This is a genomic window from Streptomyces sp. NPDC089799 (assembly GCF_040684755.1).
Lineage (GTDB): Bacteria > Actinomycetota > Actinomycetes > Streptomycetales > Streptomycetaceae > Streptomyces.
The window spans coordinates 113,913-134,025 of the sequence record NZ_JBFBGR010000006.1; the positions used below are offsets into that span (position 1 = coordinate 113,913).

Consider the following 20,113-nt stretch of genomic DNA (forward strand, 5'->3'; position numbering starts at 1 on the left):
GCTCGTCTCGTTCGGGTGCGTGGATGGTGCCCGGTCCATTCTGGCAGGCGGCCCGGAACGAGAACTTCAGGCCCCGGTGAAACCCCGACCCCCTCTCCGTGCATCTACTAGCAGGAATAGTGCATCAGTTCCGCACCCGCACCGACGATCCAGGGGGAAGGCCGAGCGGACGGGTTCCGTGCGGCGAATGTATGCGCGAATCGAACACCACACGCGCCGGCGAACGCCGCTCCGGCGGCCGCTCCGCCGCCCGGTCCGCCGGCCGCTCCCGGGTCCGTGCCGAGCGCCGCAGGCGGCTCCGCCGTACGGCGCTGGCGCTGGTCTGCGCGGCCGGCGCCGCCGGGGTCGCGATGGCCCTGCTGCAGCAGGACCCGCCGTCGGACAAGGGCGGGGCGCAGGCGGCCCTGCGTCCCTCACCGGCCCGGCCGGCCCCGTCGCTCCCGTCGCTCCCGGGGCGCTCCGGGGCGTCCCCCTCGGCGGGGGGCCCGTCCGCGCCCGCCACCGACCCGGGCCGGGCCTCGCGCAGCGACGTGCCGCGCTCCGGGCCGGGCACCTTCACCGCCGCCGGGGTCTCCGCCGGCAAGCACGGCAAGGGGCCCGCCCGGCGCTACCGGGTGGAGGTGGAGGACGGCTCCGGAGTGGACGCCGACCAGGCGGCCCGCGAGGTGGACGCGGTCCTCGCGAACGAGCGGGGCTGGATCCGCGACGACCGGTACGGCTTCCAGCTCAGCGCGCAGGGGCCGGTGGACTTCACCGTACGGATCGCCACCCCGCAGACCACCGACCGGCTGTGCGAGGTGACCACCCCCGAGCTGGTGGGCGAGACCAACTGCAGCGTGGGCCACACCGTGGTGGTCAACCTCAAGCGGTGGCAGCAGGGTTCGCCGCAGTTCGACGGGCCGGTCTCCGAGTACCGGGCGCTGATCATCAACCACGAGGTGGGACACGAGATAGGCCGGGGCCACGAGACCTGCCCGGGCCGGGGCAAGCCCGCCCCCGCGATGATGCAGCAGCTCAGGGGCCTACAGGGCTGCAAGGCCAACGCCTGGCCCTACGACCGCTCCGGCAAGTACCTCTCGGGCCCCGCGGTGCCGTAGCGCCGACCGCGCCGAAGCGGGCCGCGGAGCGGTCAGCGGCGGCGGTGGAGGAGGCGGCCGGCGATGACGGTGGCGACGCAGGTCGTGGCGCCCTCGGCGAGCAGGGCCGCTTCGTCCGGGACCGCGAAGGCGGCGAACCGCGCCGGGGAGCCGGGCTCCAGGGTGCCGTGGTACGCCTCGGCGGGCGCCGACCGGCCCGCGAAGGGGTCCAGCGACGCCGGGGCCGGTGAAGGGGACGGGGACGCCGTCGGCGGGACCACGGTCAGGCCCGAGCGGAGCACGGCCGTGCGGACCGCCGGGACGGTGAAGCGTCCCGCCACCGCGACCACGCCCCGCGCCAGCAGCCGCTGCGTGCCGCGCCGGGCGCTGTGCCCCCAGCGGGCCTCGGTCAGCTTCAGGTCGTCCAGCGCCCGGCCGGTGATCGGTTCCGCGCCGAGCTCGGTGATCTCGTACGGGTCGTCCGGGTAGTAGGTGCGCTCCAGCAGCTCGTCGCCGGACCGCACCAGCATCCCCGGCGTCAGCAGCCCCGGCCAGCGCCGGGCCCGGGCGTGCGGGTAGGCGACGGCCAGGTCCTCGTACGGGCCGACCCGGGCGATCCGGTCGCCTTCGACGAGGACCGCCCCGCCCGGCACCGGTACGGCGCCGGCCCCGGGCACCAGCAGGTCGGCGGTGTGCAGCGTGAGCATCGGCGGTGGCTCAGTTCGCGGAGATCAGCTTCAGTTCGGGGTGGGCCGTGCCGCCCTCGATGGCGATGGAGGAGATGTGCGAGACGACGCGGTGGTCGACCGGGTCGTTCGCCGGGTCCTCGTGCACGGCGAGGTGCTCGTAGGTGGTGGCGCGCTGGGCGGGCACCCGGCCGGCCTTGCGGATCAGGTCGATGATCTCGTGCCGGTTGGAGCGGTGCTTGGCCCCGGCCGAGGAGACCACGTTCTCCTCCAGCATGATCGAGCCCAGGTCGTCGGCGCCGTAGTGCAGCGACAGCTGGCCGGCCTCCTTGCCGACGGTCAGCCAGGAGCCCTGGATGTGCGCGACGTTGTCGAGGAAGAGCCGGGCGACCGCGATCATCCGCAGGTACTCGAAGATCGTCGCCTGGGTGCGGCCCTTGAGGTGGTTGTTCTCGGGCTGGTACGTGTACGGGATGAAGGCCCGGAAGCCGCCCGACCGGTCCTGCACGTCGCGGATCATGCGGAGGTGCTCGATCCGCTCGGCGTTGGTCTCGCCGGTGCCCATCAGCATGGTGGAGGTGGACTCCACGCCGAGGCCGTGCGCGATCTCCATGATCTCCAGCCAGCGCTCGCCGGACTCCTTGAGCGGGGCGATGGCCTTGCGCGGCCGGGCGGGCAGGAGTTCGGCGCCGGCGCCCGCGAAGGAGTCCAGGCCCGCGGCGTGGATCCGCTGGATCGCCTCCTCCACGCTCACCTTGGAGATCCGGGCCATGTGCTCGACCTCGGACGCGCCGAGGGAGTGGATGACCAGCTGCGGGAACGCCTTCTTGATGGCGGCGAAGTGCTCCTCGTAGTACTCCACGCCGAAGTCGGGGTGGTGGCCGCCCTGGAACATGATCTGGGTGCCGCCGAGCTCCACGGTCTCCGCGCAGCGGCGCAGGATGTCGTCGAGGTCCCGGGTCCAGCCCTTCTTGGTGTCCTTGGGGGCCGCGTAGAAGGCGCAGAACTTGCAGGCCGTCACGCAGACGTTGGTGTAGTTGATGTTCCGCTCGATGATGTACGTCGCGATGTGCTCGGTACCCGCGTAGCGGCGGCGGCGCGCGGTGTCGGCGGCCGAGCCCAGCGCGTGCAGCGGCGCGTGGCGGTAGAGGTCGAGGGCCTCCTCCGCGGAGATCCGGCCTCCTTCGGCGGCACGGTCGAGGACAGACTGGAGTGCGGCCTGGTCGGTCACCGGTGCGTCACCCTTCGGCGGTGTGTCAAGAGGTCCGGACCGGGCCAGCCTACGCCAGTGCCGTCAACGCACGCGGCTGAGGTCTCCCTCGGGGTTCCCGGCCGCCGCGTCACCGGACTTGTAGTGCAGCGTGCCGTTCGGGTTGAGGGTGAGTCGCTCGTCGGCCGAACCGCCCGAGCAGATCCCGGGCGCCGGGTTGGTGTTGCCCGTGGTGTCCAGGACCAGCGAGGTGTCGGTGGCTGAGGTGAGTTTCCAGTCGCCGCTGCAGTCGGTGCCGATGACGTCCAGGACGGTCTTGTCTCGGCCGACCACCTCGCCCACCCTGCCCCCGCGGACGGTGATCTCGAAGGCGGAGGGGACGCCGAGGCGCGAGGTGGTGACCGTGCCCTTCCAGGTGCCGACGAGCGCCTGCGGCACGTCGTTCCGGGCTCCCGCGGTCGCACTCGGGGCCGGGCTGCTGCTCTGCCGGCCGGTGGGGGTGGTGCTCGGCCGGGGGCCGGTCTGGCCGGTCCCGCCCGCGGGCGGGGTGGCGGCCGGCGTCTTCGCGTCGCTCCCGCTCGCGGTGTCCCGGTGGTCCCCTCCGGTGCCGGGCAGCAGGTCCATCCCGTAGAGCCCGCCGGCCAGGGCGGCGAGCACGGCGGCCGCGGCGACCACCACGGTGCAGCTGAACCGCCGGCCGGCGGCCCGGACCGTCACCTGCCGTCCCTCACCGGGCGAGGTCTGGGTGGGCATTCCGTACGGGCCTCCGGCCTGGCTGCCGGACGGCGTGCCGTACGTCTGCCCGCCGGACCGGCCGCCGTACGACGGATCGGGTGTGCCGAACCCCGCACCGGAGCCGAACCCCGCACCGGCTCCGGGGCCGGCCCCGGAGCCGCCCGCCGCGGACCCTCCCGGCACCGGCCCGGCCGGGCCGCCGTAGGTCGGGGTGGCCGCGCCGGGGTAGCCGTAGCCGGGGGTGGGGTCGGGCACCGCACCGGCCGGGCCGGCTCCCGCCGGGGTGCCGGCCGCACCGCCGCCACCGCCGTACGGGGACTCCGTGAAGGGAACCGGGCCGGACACGGGTCCGGACACGGGTCCGGGCGGGCCGAAGGCCCCCGCCGCGCCGGAACCGGACGGGGCCGGGGCGGCACCGGAGGCGTCCGGAGCGCCGGAGGTGCCCGGCACGTCCAGGTCGAGGAGCCGGACCGCCGCCCGGCTGGCCTCCTCCACCAGCGGCGCGGGCAGCCAGCCCGGCACCGCGAGCGCGTCCTCCAGGGCCTCCGCGACGTCGGCCGGGGCCGGCCGGTCACCCGGCGCCTTGGCCAGACAGGCGGCGGCCAGCTCGCGCAGCCCGGCCGCCGGGAGCCCGGCCAGGTCCGGCTCCTCGTGCACCACCTTGTAGAGGAGGGTTGCGGAGTTGTCGCCGCTGAACGGCGGCCGCCCGGTCGCCGCGAACACCAGCACCGCGCCGAGCGAGAAGACGTCGGCCGCCCCCGTCACCCCCTTGCCGAGGATCTGCTCCGGCGACATGTAGCCCGGCGAGCCGATCGAGACGCCCGTGGAGGTCAGCGAGGCCGTGCCGTCGGTGGCCCGGGCGATCCCGAAGTCGATCAGCCGGGGCCCGTCCAGGGTCAGCAGCACGTTCGAGGGCTTCACGTCCCGGTGCACCAGGCCCAGCCCGTGCACCGCCGCCAGGGCCCGCGCCAGTCCCAGCCCGACCGCGCGCACCGCGGCCGCGGGCAGCGGGCCGTGCGAGGACACCGCCCGGTCCAGCGAGGGGCCTGCCACATAGCCGGTGGCCACCCACGGAACGGGGGCCTCCGGGTCGGCGTCCAGCACCGGGGCCGTCCATGCGCCGCCGACCCGCCGGGCGGCCGCCACTTCGCGCCGGAACCGCTCGCGGAACTCGTCGTCGGAGGCGAAGTGCGGGTGCACGATCTTGACCGCGACCGTCCGGCCGCCCTCGCTGCGCCCCAGGTAGACCCGGCCCATGCCGCCCGCGCCGAGCCTGCCCAGCAGCCGGTACGCCCCGATCGTCCGCGGCTCCCCGGGCTCCAGCGGCTGCATGACGTCCCCTCCCCGAAACGACGAACCGGTCGTCCGCACAGTAGCGCCAGGCCGGGGGCCCCGCCCCGGTTCCCGCCGGGGCAGCCGGCGGGGGACGGCCGGGACGGCCCGCCGGGAGCCTGCCCCGCGGAATTCCGCTTCACGCCGCCCGCGATCACCGCACCCGTGGGACGGCGAACCACGGGGAACAAGGAAACAAGGAATTACATATGAATAATCAAGGCGTCGTTCATGAATTGCCGCTGAGCAGCGACACCCGGACATCCGCCGGGAACCCCGTCGTCGGCCCGGTCAGACGCGCGAATTCCCTTACGCCGGCCAGCTGATCCGGACCGAACCGGAAGTCGAGCGTGGTGAAGTACCGCTCCAGCAGCTCCGCGTCGAACGCCTCCCAGCGGGCGGCCTGTTCGGCCACCTTGCCGACCTCCTCCAGCGAGAGGTCGCGGGAGGCGAGGAACGCCTCGTGGACCTTCCGGACCACCAGCGGTTCGCGTTCCAGATATTCCCGGCGGGCGGCCCAGACCGCGAAGACGAACGGAAGCCCGGTCCATTCCTTCCACATCTGCCCGAGGTCGTGGACGGCGAGCCCGAGCCGGGGTGCGTCGTGCAGCGAAGCACGCAGCGCGGCATCCCCGATCAGCACCGCCGCTTCCGCTTCCTGCATCATCAGCCCCAGGTCGGGAGGGCAGCTGTAGTAGTCCGGCCGTACGCCGTACTGCTCGGCGAGCAGCAGCTGGGCCAGCCGGACGGACGTGCGGGAGGTGGAGCCGAGGGCGACGCGGACGCCGTCCAGCTGATCCAGGGGAAGCTGCGAAACGATCACGCAGGACATGACCGGGCCGTCGCAGCCGACGGCAAGATCGGGGAAAGCGACGAGCTCGTCGGCGTTCTTGAGGAACTCCACGAGTGTGATGGGACCCATGTCCAGCTCCCCGTCGACCAGCAGCCGGCTGAGCTTTTCGGGGGTGTCCTTGGTCAGCTCCAGATCCAGCAGCGTGCCGGTGCGGGCCAAGCCCCAGTAGAGCGGCAGGCAGTTCAGGAACTGAATGTGGCCGACCCGGGGCCGGCTGCGATAGGGGTCCACATCGCGAGACTAGCCGCCAGGGGCGCGTCAGCATCGCTCAGGGTCTCAAACGTCCGGGTGACGTGATCTTTCCCTCTGGTCTGCCAAGGACAGTGCGTGCTAGGCTCGACCGCAAGTTGCAGTTTGGTTTCCCTTGCAGTACGAAGCCTGCGGAGCATGTAACCCGCAGGCTTTTGTAGTTTTCAGACTTCTTAGCAGGTTCTGGAGCAGGGCGACCCTTTGGCCCATAGGAGGGCTCATGGCTACCGGAACCGTGAAGTGGTTCAACGCTGAAAAGGGCTTCGGCTTCATCGCCCAGGACGGCGGCGGCCCGGATGTCTTCGTCCACTACTCCGCGATCAACGCCTCTGGCTTCCGCTCCCTCGAGGAGAACCAGCAGGTGAACTTCGACGTCACGCAGGGTCCGAAGGGCCCGCAGGCGGAGAACGTCACGCCGGCTTAATCGCCCACCCGACCGGATCGCGGTTGGATCTAGCAGTACCCAAGGAGCCCCGAAACTTCCGTGCACACGGAAGCGCCGGGGCTCCTGCCTTTTGCCTGCCCGGGGCCTTCCCGCCCCGGGCGGGCATCCGGGTCGCCCGGACGCACGGAGGGGCCGTGAGCAGCGCTCACGGCCCCTCCGCCGTCTTGTCCCGTCCCGTCTCGTCCCGTCCCGTCCCGGGGTCCCGGGGTCAGCCCTCGTTCGGCGTAACCCTCAGATCGAGGATCAGTTCGAGGCCCTCGGCGGTGGTCACCCGCAGGTGGTACGTCACCGGCTCCTTCGGGGTGAGGCCCTTGGTCAGGATCCACGGCAGGGTGGTCTTGCCGTCCCCGTCGGTGGCGGCCAGCTCCAGGGTGCGGAGCTGCTTGCCGTCCTCGCCCTCGAAGTACGGCCCCTTCGCGTCCGCCGCGACGGGCACCCACTCGCCCTTGTCGTTCTTCTCGACCATGGCGGCGGTGAGCACGGAACCGGCGACCGGCTTGCCGTCGGCCCCGGTGAGCAGCAGCTCCTGCTCGTGGAAGCTGGCGCCCGCGAGGACCTCCAGCGGCTTGTCACCCACCCGGGTGATGGCCGGCTTCTCGGTGACCTTGCCCTCGAAGGCCACCGAGAACACCCGGGTGCCGTAGAGCTTGGCCTTCAGGGTGTACGTGCCCGCCTCCGGGCCGGTCTTGATCTTGGGCACCGCGGCGAAGCCCTCGGCGTCGGTCTGGACGACGAAGTGGTTCTTGCCGTCCTTGGCGAAGACCGTGCCGCCGGTGGTGTCCTTCTCGATGTCGAAGACCACGACCTCGCGGACGGCGGGCTTGCCGTCGCTCAGGACCGCCTTGACCTTCGAGCCCGGCTGGAAGACCGTGCCGGCCTCGGCCGACAGGGTGGCGTCGCCGACCGCCTCCAGGCTGCGCACGGTGGCCTGCGGCGGCTTGGGCTTGGACGGCTTCGTCGGCGGCTTCGGCTTGGCCGGCTTGGCCGGCGGCTTGGGCTTCGCCGGCTTGGTCTGCACCGGGGGCGTGTACGGCGGGGTGGGCACCGGGTTGGGCAGCGGCGCGGTCGGCGGCTGGGTGGGGTACTCGCCGGCGGGCGGGTTCGGCACGCTGTCGATGCCGCCCTGGTACCGCTTCATCCAGGCGAGCACGGTGTTCACGTACTCGCGCGACCGGTTGTAGCTGAGGATCGCCTTGTCGAGGCTCTCCGGCTTCGAGAGGTTCTTGTCGCCCGCGCACAGGTACAGGCCCGCGCCGAGCGCCGCGTCGAAGATGTTGTTCGGGTCCCGCTTGCCGTCGGCGTTGCCGTCGGCACCCCAGGTCGCCCAGGTGGACGGGATGAACTGGAGCGGGCCGACGGCACGGTCGTACTCCTTGTCGGCGTCCCACTCGCCCTTGTCGGTGTCCCGGATCTCGGCGAAGCCGTTGCCGTCCAGGCGGGGGCCGCGGATCGGCTTGGTCGTGTAGCCGTCCTCCTTCAGCCCGTACCCGGAGGCGTGCACCGACTCGACCCGGCCGATGCCGGCGAGCAGCTGCCACGGCAGCTTGCAGTTGGGCAGCGCGGCGGCGACCGAGTTCTCCGCCCGCTGGTACGCCTGCAGCGCGGTCGCGGGGATGCCCGTGCCCCCCTGCCCCGTTCCGGGCGGGCTGTCGGCGCCCGGCTTCTTCGGGTCGGCTACCAGGTCCGGCAGGTCGAGGCGCGCGTTGCCGCGGTCGTTCGCCTGCGGGCTGTCCGGCGTGGGCTCGGACTCGCCGGCGTCGGCGACCGGGGCGTTGGTGACGACCGCGGCCGTGGTCAGACTGGCCGCGAGCGCGGCCGTGCAGAGCACCTTGCGCGATGTGTTGACGAGGTGTCGGGAAAGAGGCTTCACAGTGCGGCGATCCCCCCAAGACGAGCTGTGAATATCCCCTGTTTATCAGGTGGTCGGCCGCGACTCGCCGTCCCCCCGGCAGATTGTGGCCCACCTTTCCCCAACTCTGCGGATGCCGGGCGCCGGTGACCTGATCCACTCCTCACGCCGCCCGCCCGGAATGGGCGTTGAGGAGCGATATGCCCGGGCGGTACCCGAGCGGTGCCCGAACCTGCCGAACCTGCTGAACCTGCCGAGCCGGACGCGGCCCGCCGGCTCAGGCTTCGTACAGGGCCTCGATCTCGTGCTCGTGGTCGCGGGCGATCGCCGCCCGGCGCATCTTCATGGACGGGGTCAGGTGCCCGCGGGATTCGGTGAACTGCCCCGGCAGGACGGCGAAGCGCCGGATCGACTCCGACCGGGACACCAGCTGGTTCGCCTCGTCCACGGCCCGCTGGATCTCGGCCAGCAGCTCGGGATCGCGCACCAGCCGGGCCGTGGACAGCCCCTCCTTGCGGCGCATCTGCCGCCAGTGCGCGATCCCGTCCGGTTCGAGGGTGATCAGCGCGGTGACGTACGGGCGGTTGTCGCCGAAGACCATGCACTGGCCGACCAGCGGGTGGGCCCGCAGCCAGTCCTCCAGGGGCGCGGGGGCCACGTTCTTGCCGCCGGAGGTGATGATCAGGTCCTTCTTCCGGCCGGTGATGGTGAGGTAGCCGTCGGCGTCGAGTTCCCCGATGTCCCCGGTGGCCAGCCAGTGGCCCGGCGGCATGGACTGCGGGTCGTTCCAGTACCCGGCGAAGACGTGCCGCCCGTACAGCAGCACCTCGCCGTCGTCGGCGATCCGTACGGCCGTGCCGGGCAGTGGCCGGCCCACCGTCCCCAGCCGCGGCTGCCGCGGCGGGGTGACCGTGCTGGCGCCGGTGGTCTCGGTGAGTCCGTAGCCTTCGAAGACCTCGATCCCGGCCCCGGTGTAGAAGGCGGCCAGGCGCTTCCCGAGCGGGGAGCCGCCGCTGATCACGTACTTGACGCGGCCGCCGAGCGCGTCCCGCATCCGCCGGTAGACCAGCGGATCGTAGAGCGCCCGCGCGGCGCGCGCCCCGAGTCCCGGCGCCTTGTCCCCGTCCGCCCCGCCGAACCGCTGCGCGAGCCGGGCGGCACGGTCGAAGGACGAGGCGCGGCCCATCTTCTCGGCGGTGGCGCGGGCGGTGTTGTAGACCTTCTCCAGGACGTACGGGATGGCGAGCAGGAAGGTCGGCCGGAAGCTCGCCAGGTCCGCCAGCAGGGCCTCGCTGTCGATGCTGGGCGCGTGGGCGAGCTTGACCCGGGCGCGCAGGCAGCCGATGGCCACCATCCGGCCGAAGACGTGGGCGAGCGGCAGGAAGAGCAGGGTCGACGCCGGATCGGTGCTGACCGCCTTGAAGACGGGGTGCAGCAGCTCGATCGCGTTGTCGACCTCGGCGAAGAAGTTGCCGTGGGTGATCACGCAGCCCTTGGGTGCTCCGGTGGTGCCCGAGGTGTAGACGATCGTGGCCACGGATTCGGGCGTAAGGGCCCGGCGGCGCTCGTGCACGAGCGCGTCCGGCAGGTGCGCCCCGGCCCTGGCGAGCATGCCGACGGCACCGGTGTCAAAGGCCCACAGGTGGAGCAGGCCGGGCAGGGCGGCGCGGTCCGCGCTGATCATCCGGGCCTGGTCGGTGTCCTCGACCACGCAGGCGACGGCCCCGGAGTCCTGGAGCATGTAGCGGGTCTGGAGGGCGGAGGAGGTGGGGTAGACCGGTACGGTCACCAGGCCCGCGGCCCATGCGGCGAAGTCGAGCAGGGTCCACTCGTAGGTGGTGCGGGCCATGATGGCGATCCGGTCGCCGGGCTGGAGCCCCTCGGCGATCAGCCCCTTGGCCACGGCGGTGACCTCGGCGGCGAACGCGGCCGCGGTGACGTCCCGCCAGGAGCCGTCCTCCTGTCTGCGGGCGAGCACGGCCTCGCCGGGTGCCGCACGGTCGTTGTCGTAGGGGATGTCGCCGAGCGATCCGGCCATCGGCACGGGCGCCAGCGCGGGCACCGCCACTTCCCGGACCACACCGCCGAGCACGGTCTTCACGGGCTCTGCAGCCATGGCTTCCACGGCGGGACCTCCTCGCACTTCGGGCACACCCCCGCCGCACACGGGGGTTACCGCCGGTAATTTACGTACCCGGCGGCCGCCCTGAACACCCCTCGCACGGCACGTGCACGGCATGCCCCCGGCACGCACCCGGCACGCCCACGGCACGTCCACGCGAGGTCCACGCGAGGTCCGGGGCTGGTCCCGGGCCGGTCCGGGGCCGGCCCGGGCAAGGTCCGCACGAAGTCCGCGCCCTGCAACCGGAACCCCACCGCTTGGCGTGGACACAGCTACCGGGGCCGGTGATCACGATCGTCACCGGACGCCTCCGGACGCCACCGACGGGGAATCAGAACAGGGTTCCAGGACCGGGACGAGGAACAACAGCATGTCGTTCGAAGCGGAATGGGCACGGCAGAGGGCCGCCGCCCGTACCGGACCGGCGGCCGGGCCGCCCGCCACCCGGCTGGATCCGGCCGGTAACCGGAACCGACCCCGGGACTGCCGACGAGGACGGGAACGGCCTGGTCGCCGGCCGCCGATCCCCCGGCAAGGCGAGGGAGGCCATGCGGTGAGGGAAGCGGTACGGAAGGCCATGCGCTGATGCCACGCGAGAACATCGACCTGCCCGAGGACCAGGGCTGCCTGCGCTGGGTCCTCGGCGTCCCCCTCGCGCTTCTCTACGCGCCCGCCGTCTACTTCTGCGCCCTCGCCCTGATCGCCGGCCCGGGCCCCCGGGACGATCCCTTCCGCGAGGACGTCCAGGTCCTGGGCGCGCTGTCGGCGGTGCTGTGCGCCGCCGGCCTGCTGATCAGCCTGACCCCGGTCTTCCGCCGCACCATGGGCCGCTGGTGGTACGTGCTCCCCCTGCTGCTCGGCGCGGTCGCGGCGGTCCGGGCGGGAACGGTCTGAGCCGGGCGGGGCGGGCACGGCCCGCCCGGTGCGAACGGCCGCGCACGCGCCGCGGCCCCCGCCCGGACGGGGCGGGGGCCGCGGCGCGTGCGCGTGGCGGGGCCGGCGTCAGGCCGCGGCGGCCGCCGGGGCGGCGCCGTCCAGCGGGGAGGCGGAGGCCGAGGCGTACGCCTCCTTGTCCAGGATGCCCTCGCGGGCGGAGACCACGACCGGCACGAGGGCCTGGCCGGCCACGTTGGTGGCCGTGCGCATCATGTCCAGGATCGGGTCGATGGCCATCAGCAGGCCGACGCCGGCGAGCGGGAGGCCCAGCGTGGACAGGGTCAGGGTCAGCATGACCGTGGCACCGGTGAGGCCGGCGGTGGCGGCGGAGCCGACCACCGAGACGAAGACGATGAGCAGGTACTCCTTGATGCCCAGCTGCACGTCGAAGATGTTCGCGATGAAGATCGCGGCGAGCGCCGGGTAGATCGCGGCGCAGCCGTCCATCTTGGTGGTGGCGCCGAACGGCACGGCGAAGGAGGCGTACTCCTTCGGGACGCCGAGGCGCTCGGTGACCTTCTGGGTGACCGGCATGGTGCCGACCGAGGAGCGGGAGACGAAGGCCAGCTGGATGGCGGGCCAGGCGCCCTTGAAGAACTGCAGCGGGCTGACCTTGGCGACGGTGGCGAGCAGCAGCGGGTAGACGCCGAACATCACGAGCGCGGAGCCGATGTAGACGTCGGCGGTGAAGGTGGCGTACTTGCCGATGAGCTCCCAGCCGTACGAGGCGATGGCGGTGCCGATCAGGCCGACGGTGCCGATGGGGGCGAGGCGGATGACCCACCACAGGGCCTTCTGCAGCAGCTCCAGGACGGACTCGGCGAGGGTCAGCACCGGCTGGGCCTTCGCGCCGAGCTGGAGGGCGGCGATGCCGGCGACGGCAGCCATGAAGACGATCTGCAGGACGTTCAGCTCGGTGAAGGGCGTGACGACGTCGGTCGGCACGATGCCGGTGAGGAAGTCGATCCAGGAGCCGGTCCGCTTGGGCTCCTTGCCGTCGGCCGGGGTGAGGCCGGTGCCGGCGCCGGGGTCGGTCAGCAGGCCGATGGCGAGGCCGATGCCCACCGCGATCAGCGAGGTGATCATGAACCAGAGCAGTGTGCGGGAGGCCAGCCGGGCGGCGTTGTTGACCTTCCGGAGGTTGGTGATCGACACCAGGATGGCGAAGAAGACCAGCGGGGCCACGGCCAGCTTCAGCAGCTGGACGAAGATGTCGCCGACCTTCTCCAGGGTGGTGGCCAGCCAGCTGACGTCCTGGCTGCGGGCGAGCCAGCCGAGGAGGACACCGAGCACGAGGCCGGTGACGATCTGGGCCCAGAAGGGGAACTTCAGCGAGGGCCTGGCGGGGGACTTGGGGGGCGTGGTCGCTGTCGCGGACACGGGCACACTCCGGGTTTGACGCACGGCAAAGCGTGGAGAAGCGGGATTTCTGCGAGGTGGTGTTGCGGTGCGGCAGCCAGGAATGCCCGGCCGGGACCGCTGCTGAAACGCGGCAGGCGCAGCGTGCTTTGGTCAGCAACAGGCCGCGGACACGCGGCGGCAGAGATCGACGTGCAGGCGCGTCACGAGCAGGGTGCTCATGACCATGGGAGGCGCGGCTGTCGTCAACATGGCGATGACGCTAACACTTCTCCTTTGAGAATCTCAAAGGCTTACTTTGAGCCGCGGGCGCACCGGAGGGCCGCAAAAACGCCGCTGCCCCAGTACTGGGGCGGTATGACCCAGCACCGGGGCAGTTCGGTGTGTGATGAAGCTAACCGGGGCCGGAGGGCGCCTCGGCCGCCGCCGACGGCGGCGGGGACCCTACGAGCCGGCGCGCGCGGCCTCGTCGGCCGCGTCCTCCTGGCTGCGGTTGTCGGCCAGCTTGCGCTTGGCGCCCTCGACCCGGCCGGAGATCTGCTGCGACATCTCGTCGCGCTGCCGGCGGAGCAGTACGAAGGACAGCGGCGCGGACAGCAGCAGCGCGAGCAGCACGACCCAGGCGAGGTTGGCGTCGCCCAGCCCGGCCGGCACCCACCGGAGCCGCACGAGGACGAAGACGGCGAGGAAGCACCCGGCGAAGATGCCGAGCCGCATCGCGGTGTAACGGATGGCTGCGTTCGGCTTGCCGGCCACGCTGACCTCTCTCTGTCGGTGTCGGTTATGCCCGTCCAGTGAAGCACGCGCCGCCTACGGGCACGGGCGCCGGGGGGCCTCGGCGGGCACGAGCCGCAGCGAGGAAAGGGGGATCTTGAGCGCTCCCTTCTCCTGCGCGTCCCAGAGGACGGCCCTGCCATCGGCGTCGCCCAGCAGGACGTATGCCTTGCGGGGGTCCAGCTCCCCGCCCTCCACGGGCACCTTGACCGGGTCGGTGACGGGGGTCGCACACATCCACTCGGGCTTGATGCCGTAGTAGAAGGACGGGGTGCGACCGGCGGCGGCGTCGGTCACCGCCGTGCGCCCGGCCTGCGCGGGGGGTGCGAAGACCAGTCCCGCCGCGGACAGCAGCATCCCGAGGACGTAGACCAGTGCGACGACGGCATAGCCCATCCAGCGGTCCCGGACCATGTAGTGCAGGTGCTTCGCGTACCCGAGCAGTGCCGGGGCCACCAGCCAGATCAGACTGACGGCCAGCACCCGCACGGCGCCGATCAGGCGCCAGACGGCAGGGACGTCGACATCCTCCAGGTCGACGTCGAAGGCATCGAGGTACAGGGCGGGCAAGGTCAGGCCGAGCCCGGGAAACAGCAGCGGAACGGCCGTCACCAGAGCCGGCAGCAACCACGGGAGCGTTCGGCGCCAGCTCGACTGCCTGGCCAGCAGCCATAGGCCGGCACCGACCAGGTATCCGAAGCCAAGGCCGACGACGACGAACAGGAAGCCGGTCACGATGTCCGGCGCCGCCCTGACCGAATGGGCGCTGAGCGCGGCGATGGTGCCGATCAGCAGGAAAGCTGCGACCGCGGTCTGAGGCACCGACTTCGCGGGCACCGCGGAACGGATGATCCAGAAGGAGGCCATCGCGGCCAGCAGCAACAGCGGGATCACGAACCACCACGTCCCCATGCCCCGGTCCCACAGCAGACCGGTGAAGGCCCCGCAGGCCATCGCCAGCAGGACCGGGTAGCGCAGCAGACCGGACCTTCGCCCGTATTGCCGCCTCCGCGGGACGGGCCGGTCGCGCTGCACAGCCCGGGGTGCATGCCGCCGACCCTCCGGCAGGCGCACCGAAAGACGTCCGGGGAGGGCGGTTCGCGCCCCCGGCAGATCGCGCCCCGCCAGCCGCCGGGCCGTGACCTCGTCCGCCGCCCGGATCTGTCGCCCGGTGTCGTAGGCGCCGAGCCTGCGCCCGGCGGCGTCGGCGAGACGCTCGCGTACCCGCTCGCGGAGCGGCAGCGGCGTGGTACAGGTCCCGAGGTCCGGCCGTTCGTAGGCGTACCACACGAGGGGGTCGGCCGGATCCCGGTCCACCGGCTCCACGACCTCCACCAGCAGGTCCACACCCAGCTCGTCGGCCAGCGTCTCCAGCCGCTCGCGCCCGCCGGTGGACGCCCGGTACGCCGAACCCGGGAACCGCACCTCCACCAGGTACTGCCAGACCCCCTCGGTGGTCGCGGAGGCTTCCGCCGGCCCCTCCCGGACCAGCACCTCCCAGCCCGCGGCCGCAACCCCCTCTTCCAGGAGACCTCGGTCGGTCGCCGTCCCCGTCAGTACGTCGGCGGCCACCACCCGCTGGTCCCATGCCCCCCGCCCCGCCATCAGGCCAGCGGGAGGACGAGGGTGACGTCGTCGCGGTCGTCGCCCGGGGCGACGCGGATCGCGGCGGGGACGCGGCCGACCTCCCGGTAGCCGCAGGACTCGTAGAAGCGTTCGAGGCCCAGGCCGCCGCGGCAGGTGAGGCGGATGGCCTCGATGCCGTCGATGGTGCGGGCCGCGTCGGCGACCGCGGCCATCAGGGCGCGGCCGGCGCCCCGGCCCTGGAGGTCGGGGTGGACCATCACCGTGTAGACCCAGAGCCAGTGCTCCATCAGACGGTGGGTGTTGAGGGTGAGGAAGGCGGTGGCGAGGACGCGGCCGTCCGTGTCGCGCCCGACGACCAGCCTGCTGCCGCCCTCGGCGACCGCGGCGAGCTGCTTGATCAGCTGCGGGCGGATGTCGTCCCGGACGACCGGCGGGACGAAGCCGACGGCGCCGCCCGCGTTGGAGACGTCCGTCCACAGGTCGAGGATGCCCTCGTGCAGGGCGGGATCGACCGACGGATCCAGGGCGAAGGCGATGGCTCCTGGGGTGACGGCCGAGACAGCAAGCTCAGTAAGGGTCATAGGGCGAGATTATCTATTACCTGCTCGTCTGCGCCAGTGACTTCGGCACACGAGAACGCCCTGGTCCGGGGTGCGGACCAGGGCGTCGAGGGCCGTACGGCGAAGCGGTGCGTCAGACGCGCATCGGCTGGGGCGACTCCCGCAGCGAGGCGTCCGGCCCCGGGTACTCGCGGATGATCTCGTACCGCGTGTTCCGCTCGACCGGGCGGAAGCCGGCCTCGCGGATGAGCTCCAGGAGGTCGTCCCGGGTGAGCTTGTTGGGGGTGCCGTAGTTGTCGGCGTCGTGCGTGATCTTGTACTCGACCACCGAGCCGTCCATGTCGTCAGCGCCGTGCTGCAGCGCGAGCTGGGCGGTCTGCACGCCGTGCATCACCCAGAAGACCTTGACGTGCGGGACGTTGTCGAAGAGCAGGCGGGAGACCGCGAAGGTCTTCAGCGCCTCGGCGCCGGTGGCCATGGAGGTCCGGGCCTGCAGGGTGTTGCGGACCTTGCCGTCCTTCATGTCCACGAAGTCGTGCTGGTACCGCAGCGGGATGAACACCTGGAAGCCGCCGGTCTCGTCCTGGAGCTCGCGCAGGCGCAGTACGTGGTCCACGCGGTGGCGCGGTTCCTCGATGTGGCCGTAGAGCATCGTGCACGGGGTCTTGAGCCCCTTCTCGTGCGCGAGGCGGTGGATCCGCGACCAGTCCTCCCAGTGGGTGCGGTGGTCGACGATGTGCTGCCGGACCTCCCAGTCGAAGATCTCCGCGCCGCCGCCGGTCAGCGACTCCAGGCCCGCCTCGATCAGCTCGTCCAGGATGTCGGACGCCGAGAGGCCGGAGATGGTCTCGAAGTGGTGGATCTCGGTGGCCGTGAACGCCTTCAGCGAGACGTTCGGCAGCGCCTTCTTCAGCTCGGAGAGCGAGCGCGGGTAGTAGCGCCACGGCAGGTTGGGGTGCAGGCCGTTGACGATGTGCAGCTCGGTGAGGTTCTCGTTCTCCATGGCCTTGGCCAGCCGGACGGCTTCCTCGATGCGCATCGTGTACGCGTCCTTCTCGCCCGGCTTCCGCTGGAACGAGCAGTACGCGCACGAGGCCGTGCACACGTTCGTCATGTTGAGGTGGCGGTTGACGTTGAAGTGGACGACGTCGCCGTTCTTCCGCGTGCGCACCTCGTGGGCGAGGCCACCGAGCCAGGCCAGATCGTCCGACTCGTAGAGGGCGATGCCGTCCTCACGGGTCAGCCGCTCACCGGAGCGGACCTTCTCCTCCAGCTCGCGCTTGAGCCCAGCGTCCATGTGCCGGTCGCCTCCTGATCGATGTCTGCCGGCTCCCCCAGGCTTCGATTCACCCGGGGGCACTCCCCGCCCAACCGTACTCTCAGTCCTCTTCCGGGAGCGCTCCGACCCGGTTCTCCCACTTGGTGGAGAGCACGATCGTGGTCCGGGTCCGGGAGACGCCCTTGGTCCCGGACAGCTTCCGGATGATCCGCTCCAGGCCGTCCACGTCGCTGGCGCGCACCTTGAGCATGTAGGAGTCGTCGCCGGCGATGAACCAGCAGTCCTCGATCTCGGCGAGGTCGCGCAGCCGCCGCGCCACGTCCTCGTGGTCGGCGGCGTCGGAGAGCGAGATGCCGATGAGCGCCGTCACGCCCAGGCCGAGGGAGGCCGAGTCGACGGTCGCGCGGTACCCGGTGATGACCCCGGCGGTCTCCAGCCGGTTGATGCGGTCGGTGACGCTGGGGCCGGAGAGACCCACGAGCCGGCCCAGCTCCGCGTACGAGGCACGTCCGTTCTCCCGGAGTGCCTGGATGAGCTGCCTGTCCACCGCGTCCATGTATCTGGACCCTTCTATTATTCGGCAATCCTGCGAGACTAGGTATAGAATCAAAGGCGCACAGGGTCAACGCCCTGTGAATCTTTCAACAGATCAATGACGATCTTCAGGAGTGGTTCACCGTGTACACGATCGAGATGGCCTATGCCCAGATGCGGCAGCTCCAGGAGCAGGCCAGCCGATCCCGTGCCCACCAGCAGGCAGTCGCCGCCCGGCGCGCCGACAAGAGCACCAAGCCGCGCAACGCCAAGAAGCGCTAACCCGCGGTCCGAGAGCGGCCAAGCTCTCCCTCCCATCGGCGGTACAGCCGGTGCGGCACCCCTGCCGCGTCCAGCACCCGCCCCGCGACGAAGTCCACCAGATCCTGGATGTGCGTCGCACCCGCGTAGAACGCCGGAGAGGCGGGCAGCACCACTGCGCCCGCCTCGTCCAGCGCCACCAGATGCTTCAGCGTCTGTCCGTTCAGCGGGGTCTCCCGCACCGCGACCACCAGCCGGCGCCGCTCCTTGAGCGTCACGCTCGCCGCCCGCTGCAACAGGTCCTTCGACAGTCCGAGCGCCACGCCCGCCACACAGGCGGTGGACGCCGGCACGATCAGCATTCCCTTGACGGCGTACGAACCGCTGCTCGGCCCCGCCGCCAGGTCCCCGGCACCCCAGTGCCGGACGTCGTCGACGGACACCTCGAAGGTGCCCGGCTTCCCGTCGGCCCCCCGGGCCAGCCACTCGGCGAGGTCCTCGCGCCAGTGCGCGTCCCGGAAGGCGATGCCGGTCTCGTCCAGCAGAGTGAGCCGCGACGCCCGGCTGACCACCAGGTCCACGCTCTCCCCGGCCGCCAGCAGGCCGCGCAGCACCGCCGCCGCGTACGGCGTCCCCGACGCCCCGGAAACCCCGACCACCCACGGGGTGCGCTTGCCGTCAGTCATGACACCGAGACTATCCGGCCACCTCGTCCGGGCACTCGCCAAGGTCCGCCGTACGACGGCCGCACAACCGCCGTACGTCCGCCGTACGTCCGCCGTACGTCCGCCCCGGAGGGCACCCCTACAGGGTCAGGCCGCGGACCACGAGGTCCAGCAGCGCGCACACGAAGAGCGCGATGCCGATGAAGCCGTTCACCGTGAAGAACGCCCGGTTCAGCCGGGACAGGTCGTGCGGCCGCACGATGGTGTGCTCGTAGACGAAGGCGACCGCGACCACGGCCAGCCCCGCCCAGAACAGCGCGCCCGCGTCCGTCGCCACCGCGTACCAGACCAGCAGGGCCGTGGTGAGGACGTGGCAGACGCGGGCGCCCCACAGGGCGGCCGGGACGCCGAAGCGGGCCGGGACGGACTTCACGCCCTCGGCGCGGTCCGCCGCCACGTCCTGGCAGCCGAAGATCAGGTCGAAGCCGCCGATCCAGACGCCCACGGCCAGGCCGAGGATCACCGCGTCCCAGGACCAGGTGCCGGTCACCGCCAGCCAGGCGCCGATCGGACCCATCGCCTGGGCGATGCCGAGGATGGCGTGCGGGTAGTTCGTGAACCGCTTGCCGTACGGGTAGACCACCATCGGGATCACGGCCACCGGCGCCAGGGCCAGGCAGAGCGGGTTCAGGAGCGCGGCCGAGCCGAGGAAGACCGCGACGGCGATCCCCGCGCCGGTCCACGCGGTCCGCACGGAGACCGCGCCGGTCACCAGCTCGCGGGTGGCGGTGCGCGGGTTCCGTGCGTCGATCTCGCGGTCGATGATCCGGTTCGCGGCCATCGCGAAGGTGCGCAGACCCACCATGCAGACGGTGACCAGCAGCAGCTCCGCCCAGTGGACGCTGCCGCTCTCCACGGACATGGCGGTGAGCGCGGCGATGTAGGCGAAGGGCAGCGCGAAGACCGAGTGCTCGATCATCACCAGCCGCAGGAACGCCTTCACCTTGCCGGGAGCCTGCGGGACGGCGGGGCCCGGCCCGGGGCCGACGACCCCGTCGGCGGTGGTCATCATGCGAAGCTCCTCCGGAAGTCCGCCACCTCGGCGCGGAGCTCCGCGACCGGAAGGGTGGCGAGCTCCACGTCCAGCGGGCCGGTGTCCGAGGGGCCCTCCGGCGCTTCCGCACCGGTTCCCGCCCCGGCCGGCGGCACGACCCGGACGGTCAGGGCGGCCCGGTCGTCCCCGGCGTCGCGGACGGTGACCAGGAGGGCGCCGGTGCCCAGCTCCACCGACCAGCCGTCGCCGTCGCCGGCACCGTTCCCGTCGGCGTCGCCGAACACCAGCGCGTGCAGCAGCTCCTCCGTGAAGGCCGCCACCTCGCCGTCGGTCAGCTCCGGCAGCTCGAAGGACCGGCCCTGGCCGTCCGTACGGTCGGCCATCACCTGCCAGACGCCGGACTCCCCGGCGAACTCCTCCGCGCTGACCCCGGCCCGCTCGGCGGCGAGCCGCAGCTCCGGGTCGTTGACGTCGAGCTCGGGGCGGAGCAGCGCCACGCAGGGCGTGTCGGCACCGAGGAACAGGGCGGGACCGCCCACGGCCATGG

19 protein-coding genes are annotated in these 20,113 nt (G+C 72.1%); 4 read left to right on the top strand and 15 right to left on the bottom strand.

All coding sequences use genetic code 11. The annotated features are described in order from the left end of the window. The first annotated feature begins 191 nt into the window (after positions 1–191). On the top strand, positions 192–1,097 hold the full coding sequence (locus AB0O36_RS07970; protein ID WP_365105710.1) for a DUF3152 domain-containing protein: 906 nt from the start codon (positions 192–194) through the stop codon (positions 1,095–1,097). A gap of 32 nt (positions 1,098–1,129) precedes the next feature. Here AB0O36_RS07970 and AB0O36_RS07975 read toward each other — a convergent pair whose 3' ends face one another. The 4 genes from AB0O36_RS07975 to AB0O36_RS07990 form a co-directional block, all read right to left on the bottom strand. After that, positions 1,130–1,783: a hypothetical protein gene (locus AB0O36_RS07975; RefSeq protein ID WP_365105712.1), complete on the bottom strand. Its 654-nt coding sequence runs from the start codon at positions 1,781–1,783 to the stop codon at positions 1,130–1,132. Positions 1,784–1,793: 10 nt separating this feature from the next. Beyond that, positions 1,794–2,993, bottom strand: coding sequence for a cyclic dehypoxanthinyl futalosine synthase (mqnC, locus tag AB0O36_RS07980; protein WP_365105714.1), 1,200 nt, complete (start codon positions 2,991–2,993; stop codon positions 1,794–1,796). 63 nt (positions 2,994–3,056) lie between these two features. Next, positions 3,057–5,039 carry a serine/threonine-protein kinase gene (locus AB0O36_RS07985; RefSeq protein ID WP_365105716.1) on the bottom strand — a complete coding sequence of 661 codons (1,983 nt, stop codon included), beginning with the start codon at positions 5,037–5,039 and terminating at the stop codon, positions 3,057–3,059. Between the two features lie 229 nt (positions 5,040–5,268). Continuing rightward, positions 5,269–6,123 (bottom strand): menaquinone biosynthesis protein, encoded by an 855-nt coding sequence (locus AB0O36_RS07990; RefSeq protein ID WP_365105719.1) that lies wholly within the window; start codon positions 6,121–6,123, stop codon positions 5,269–5,271. A gap of 238 nt (positions 6,124–6,361) precedes the next feature. Between AB0O36_RS07990 and AB0O36_RS07995 the strand changes: the two genes are divergently transcribed. Further along, complete coding sequence (locus tag AB0O36_RS07995) at positions 6,362–6,565, top strand: cold-shock protein (protein ID WP_007265804.1); 204 nt, start codon at positions 6,362–6,364, stop codon at positions 6,563–6,565. 229 nt (positions 6,566–6,794) lie between these two features. Here AB0O36_RS07995 and AB0O36_RS08000 read toward each other — a convergent pair whose 3' ends face one another. Continuing rightward, on the bottom strand, positions 6,795–8,456 hold the full coding sequence (locus AB0O36_RS08000; protein WP_365105721.1) for a lytic transglycosylase domain-containing protein: 1,662 nt from the start codon (positions 8,454–8,456) through the stop codon (positions 6,795–6,797). A gap of 256 nt (positions 8,457–8,712) precedes the next feature. Further along, positions 8,713–10,551 (bottom strand): AMP-dependent synthetase/ligase, encoded by a 1,839-nt coding sequence (locus AB0O36_RS08005; RefSeq protein WP_365106159.1) that lies wholly within the window; start codon positions 10,549–10,551, stop codon positions 8,713–8,715. Positions 10,552–11,142: 591 nt separating this feature from the next. Here AB0O36_RS08005 and AB0O36_RS08010 point away from each other — a divergent pair. Next, the gene (locus AB0O36_RS08010) at positions 11,143–11,451 is read left to right on the top strand and encodes a hypothetical protein (protein WP_365105722.1); all 309 of its coding nucleotides are present in this window, start codon (positions 11,143–11,145) and stop codon (positions 11,449–11,451) included. 108 nt (positions 11,452–11,559) lie between these two features. Here the strand turns inward: AB0O36_RS08010 and AB0O36_RS08015 are convergent, their stop codons facing one another. The 6 genes from AB0O36_RS08015 to AB0O36_RS08040 all read right to left on the bottom strand — a co-directional run bounded on the left by AB0O36_RS08015 (position 11,560) and on the right by AB0O36_RS08040 (position 17,608). Continuing rightward, on the bottom strand, positions 11,560–12,873 hold the full coding sequence (locus AB0O36_RS08015) for a dicarboxylate/amino acid:cation symporter (protein ID WP_365105725.1): 1,314 nt from the start codon (positions 12,871–12,873) through the stop codon (positions 11,560–11,562). 423 nt (positions 12,874–13,296) lie between these two features. Beyond that, on the bottom strand, positions 13,297–13,608 hold the full coding sequence (locus AB0O36_RS08020) for a DUF4229 domain-containing protein (protein ID WP_365105727.1): 312 nt from the start codon (positions 13,606–13,608) through the stop codon (positions 13,297–13,299). Positions 13,609–13,662: 54 nt separating this feature from the next. Beyond that, positions 13,663–15,231 (bottom strand): hypothetical protein, encoded by a 1,569-nt coding sequence (locus AB0O36_RS08025; protein WP_365105730.1) that lies wholly within the window; start codon positions 15,229–15,231, stop codon positions 13,663–13,665. Beyond that, positions 15,231–15,794, bottom strand: coding sequence for a GNAT family N-acetyltransferase (locus AB0O36_RS08030; RefSeq protein ID WP_365105733.1), 564 nt, complete (start codon positions 15,792–15,794; stop codon positions 15,231–15,233). Before AB0O36_RS08030 ends, AB0O36_RS08025 begins: the two co-directional genes overlap by 1 nt. 112 nt (positions 15,795–15,906) lie before the next feature. Next, positions 15,907–17,070 carry an aminofutalosine synthase MqnE gene (gene mqnE / locus AB0O36_RS08035; RefSeq protein WP_365105735.1) on the bottom strand — a complete coding sequence of 388 codons (1,164 nt, stop codon included), beginning with the start codon at positions 17,068–17,070 and terminating at the stop codon, positions 15,907–15,909. 82 nt (positions 17,071–17,152) lie between these two features. Next, entirely contained in the window at positions 17,153–17,608 is a 456-nt protein-coding gene (locus AB0O36_RS08040) for an Lrp/AsnC family transcriptional regulator (protein WP_365105738.1), read from the bottom strand. Between the two features lie 122 nt (positions 17,609–17,730). Between AB0O36_RS08040 and AB0O36_RS08045 the strand changes: the two genes are divergently transcribed. Then, the gene (locus tag AB0O36_RS08045) at positions 17,731–17,868 is read left to right on the top strand and encodes a hypothetical protein (RefSeq protein ID WP_365106193.1); all 138 of its coding nucleotides are present in this window, start codon (positions 17,731–17,733) and stop codon (positions 17,866–17,868) included. On the opposite strand, the gene AB0O36_RS08050 is transcribed toward AB0O36_RS08045, so the two are convergent. The 3 genes from AB0O36_RS08050 to AB0O36_RS08060 form a co-directional block, all read right to left on the bottom strand. Next, the gene (locus tag AB0O36_RS08050; protein WP_365105741.1) at positions 17,865–18,533 is read right to left on the bottom strand and encodes a UbiX family flavin prenyltransferase; all 669 of its coding nucleotides are present in this window, start codon (positions 18,531–18,533) and stop codon (positions 17,865–17,867) included. The genes AB0O36_RS08045 and AB0O36_RS08050 overlap by 4 nt on opposite strands. A gap of 118 nt (positions 18,534–18,651) precedes the next feature. Next, entirely contained in the window at positions 18,652–19,581 is a 930-nt protein-coding gene (gene mqnP, locus AB0O36_RS08055; protein WP_365106161.1) for a menaquinone biosynthesis prenyltransferase MqnP, read from the bottom strand. Further along, entirely contained in the window at positions 19,581–20,111 is a 531-nt protein-coding gene (locus tag AB0O36_RS08060; protein WP_365106163.1) for a hypothetical protein, read from the bottom strand. Before AB0O36_RS08060 ends, mqnP begins: the two co-directional genes overlap by 1 nt. Between the last annotated feature and the right edge of the window lie 2 nt (positions 20,112–20,113).

What these genes read in the sequence shown, in the direction of transcription:
- AB0O36_RS07970 (WP_365105710.1), top strand. Translation starts at nt 192, where the DNA reads ATGCGCGAATCGAACACCACACGCGCCGGCGAACGCCGCTCCGGCGGC.
- AB0O36_RS07975 (WP_365105712.1), bottom strand. Translation starts at nt 1,783, where the DNA reads ATGCTCACGCTGCACACCGCCGACCTGCTGGTGCCCGGGGCCGGCGCC.
- AB0O36_RS07985 (WP_365105716.1), bottom strand. Translation starts at nt 5,039, where the DNA reads ATGCAGCCGCTGGAGCCCGGGGAGCCGCGGACGATCGGGGCGTACCGG.
- AB0O36_RS07995 (WP_007265804.1), top strand. Translation starts at nt 6,362, where the DNA reads ATGGCTACCGGAACCGTGAAGTGGTTCAACGCTGAAAAGGGCTTCGGC.
- AB0O36_RS08005 (WP_365106159.1), bottom strand. Translation starts at nt 10,551, where the DNA reads ATGGCTGCAGAGCCCGTGAAGACCGTGCTCGGCGGTGTGGTCCGGGAA.
- AB0O36_RS08010 (WP_365105722.1), top strand. Translation starts at nt 11,143, where the DNA reads ATGCCACGCGAGAACATCGACCTGCCCGAGGACCAGGGCTGCCTGCGC.
- AB0O36_RS08025 (WP_365105730.1), bottom strand. Translation starts at nt 15,231, where the DNA reads ATGGCGGGGCGGGGGGCATGGGACCAGCGGGTGGTGGCCGCCGACGTA.
- AB0O36_RS08030 (WP_365105733.1), bottom strand. Translation starts at nt 15,794, where the DNA reads ATGACCCTTACTGAGCTTGCTGTCTCGGCCGTCACCCCAGGAGCCATC.
- mqnE (WP_365105735.1), bottom strand. Translation starts at nt 17,070, where the DNA reads ATGGACGCTGGGCTCAAGCGCGAGCTGGAGGAGAAGGTCCGCTCCGGT.
- AB0O36_RS08040 (WP_365105738.1), bottom strand. Translation starts at nt 17,608, where the DNA reads ATGGACGCGGTGGACAGGCAGCTCATCCAGGCACTCCGGGAGAACGGA.
- AB0O36_RS08050 (WP_365105741.1), bottom strand. Translation starts at nt 18,533, where the DNA reads ATGACTGACGGCAAGCGCACCCCGTGGGTGGTCGGGGTTTCCGGGGCG.
- mqnP (WP_365106161.1), bottom strand. Translation starts at nt 19,581, where the DNA reads ATGACCACCGCCGACGGGGTCGTCGGCCCCGGGCCGGGCCCCGCCGTC.
- AB0O36_RS08060 (WP_365106163.1), bottom strand. Translation starts at nt 20,111, where the DNA reads ATGGCCGTGGGCGGTCCCGCCCTGTTCCTCGGTGCCGACACGCCCTGC.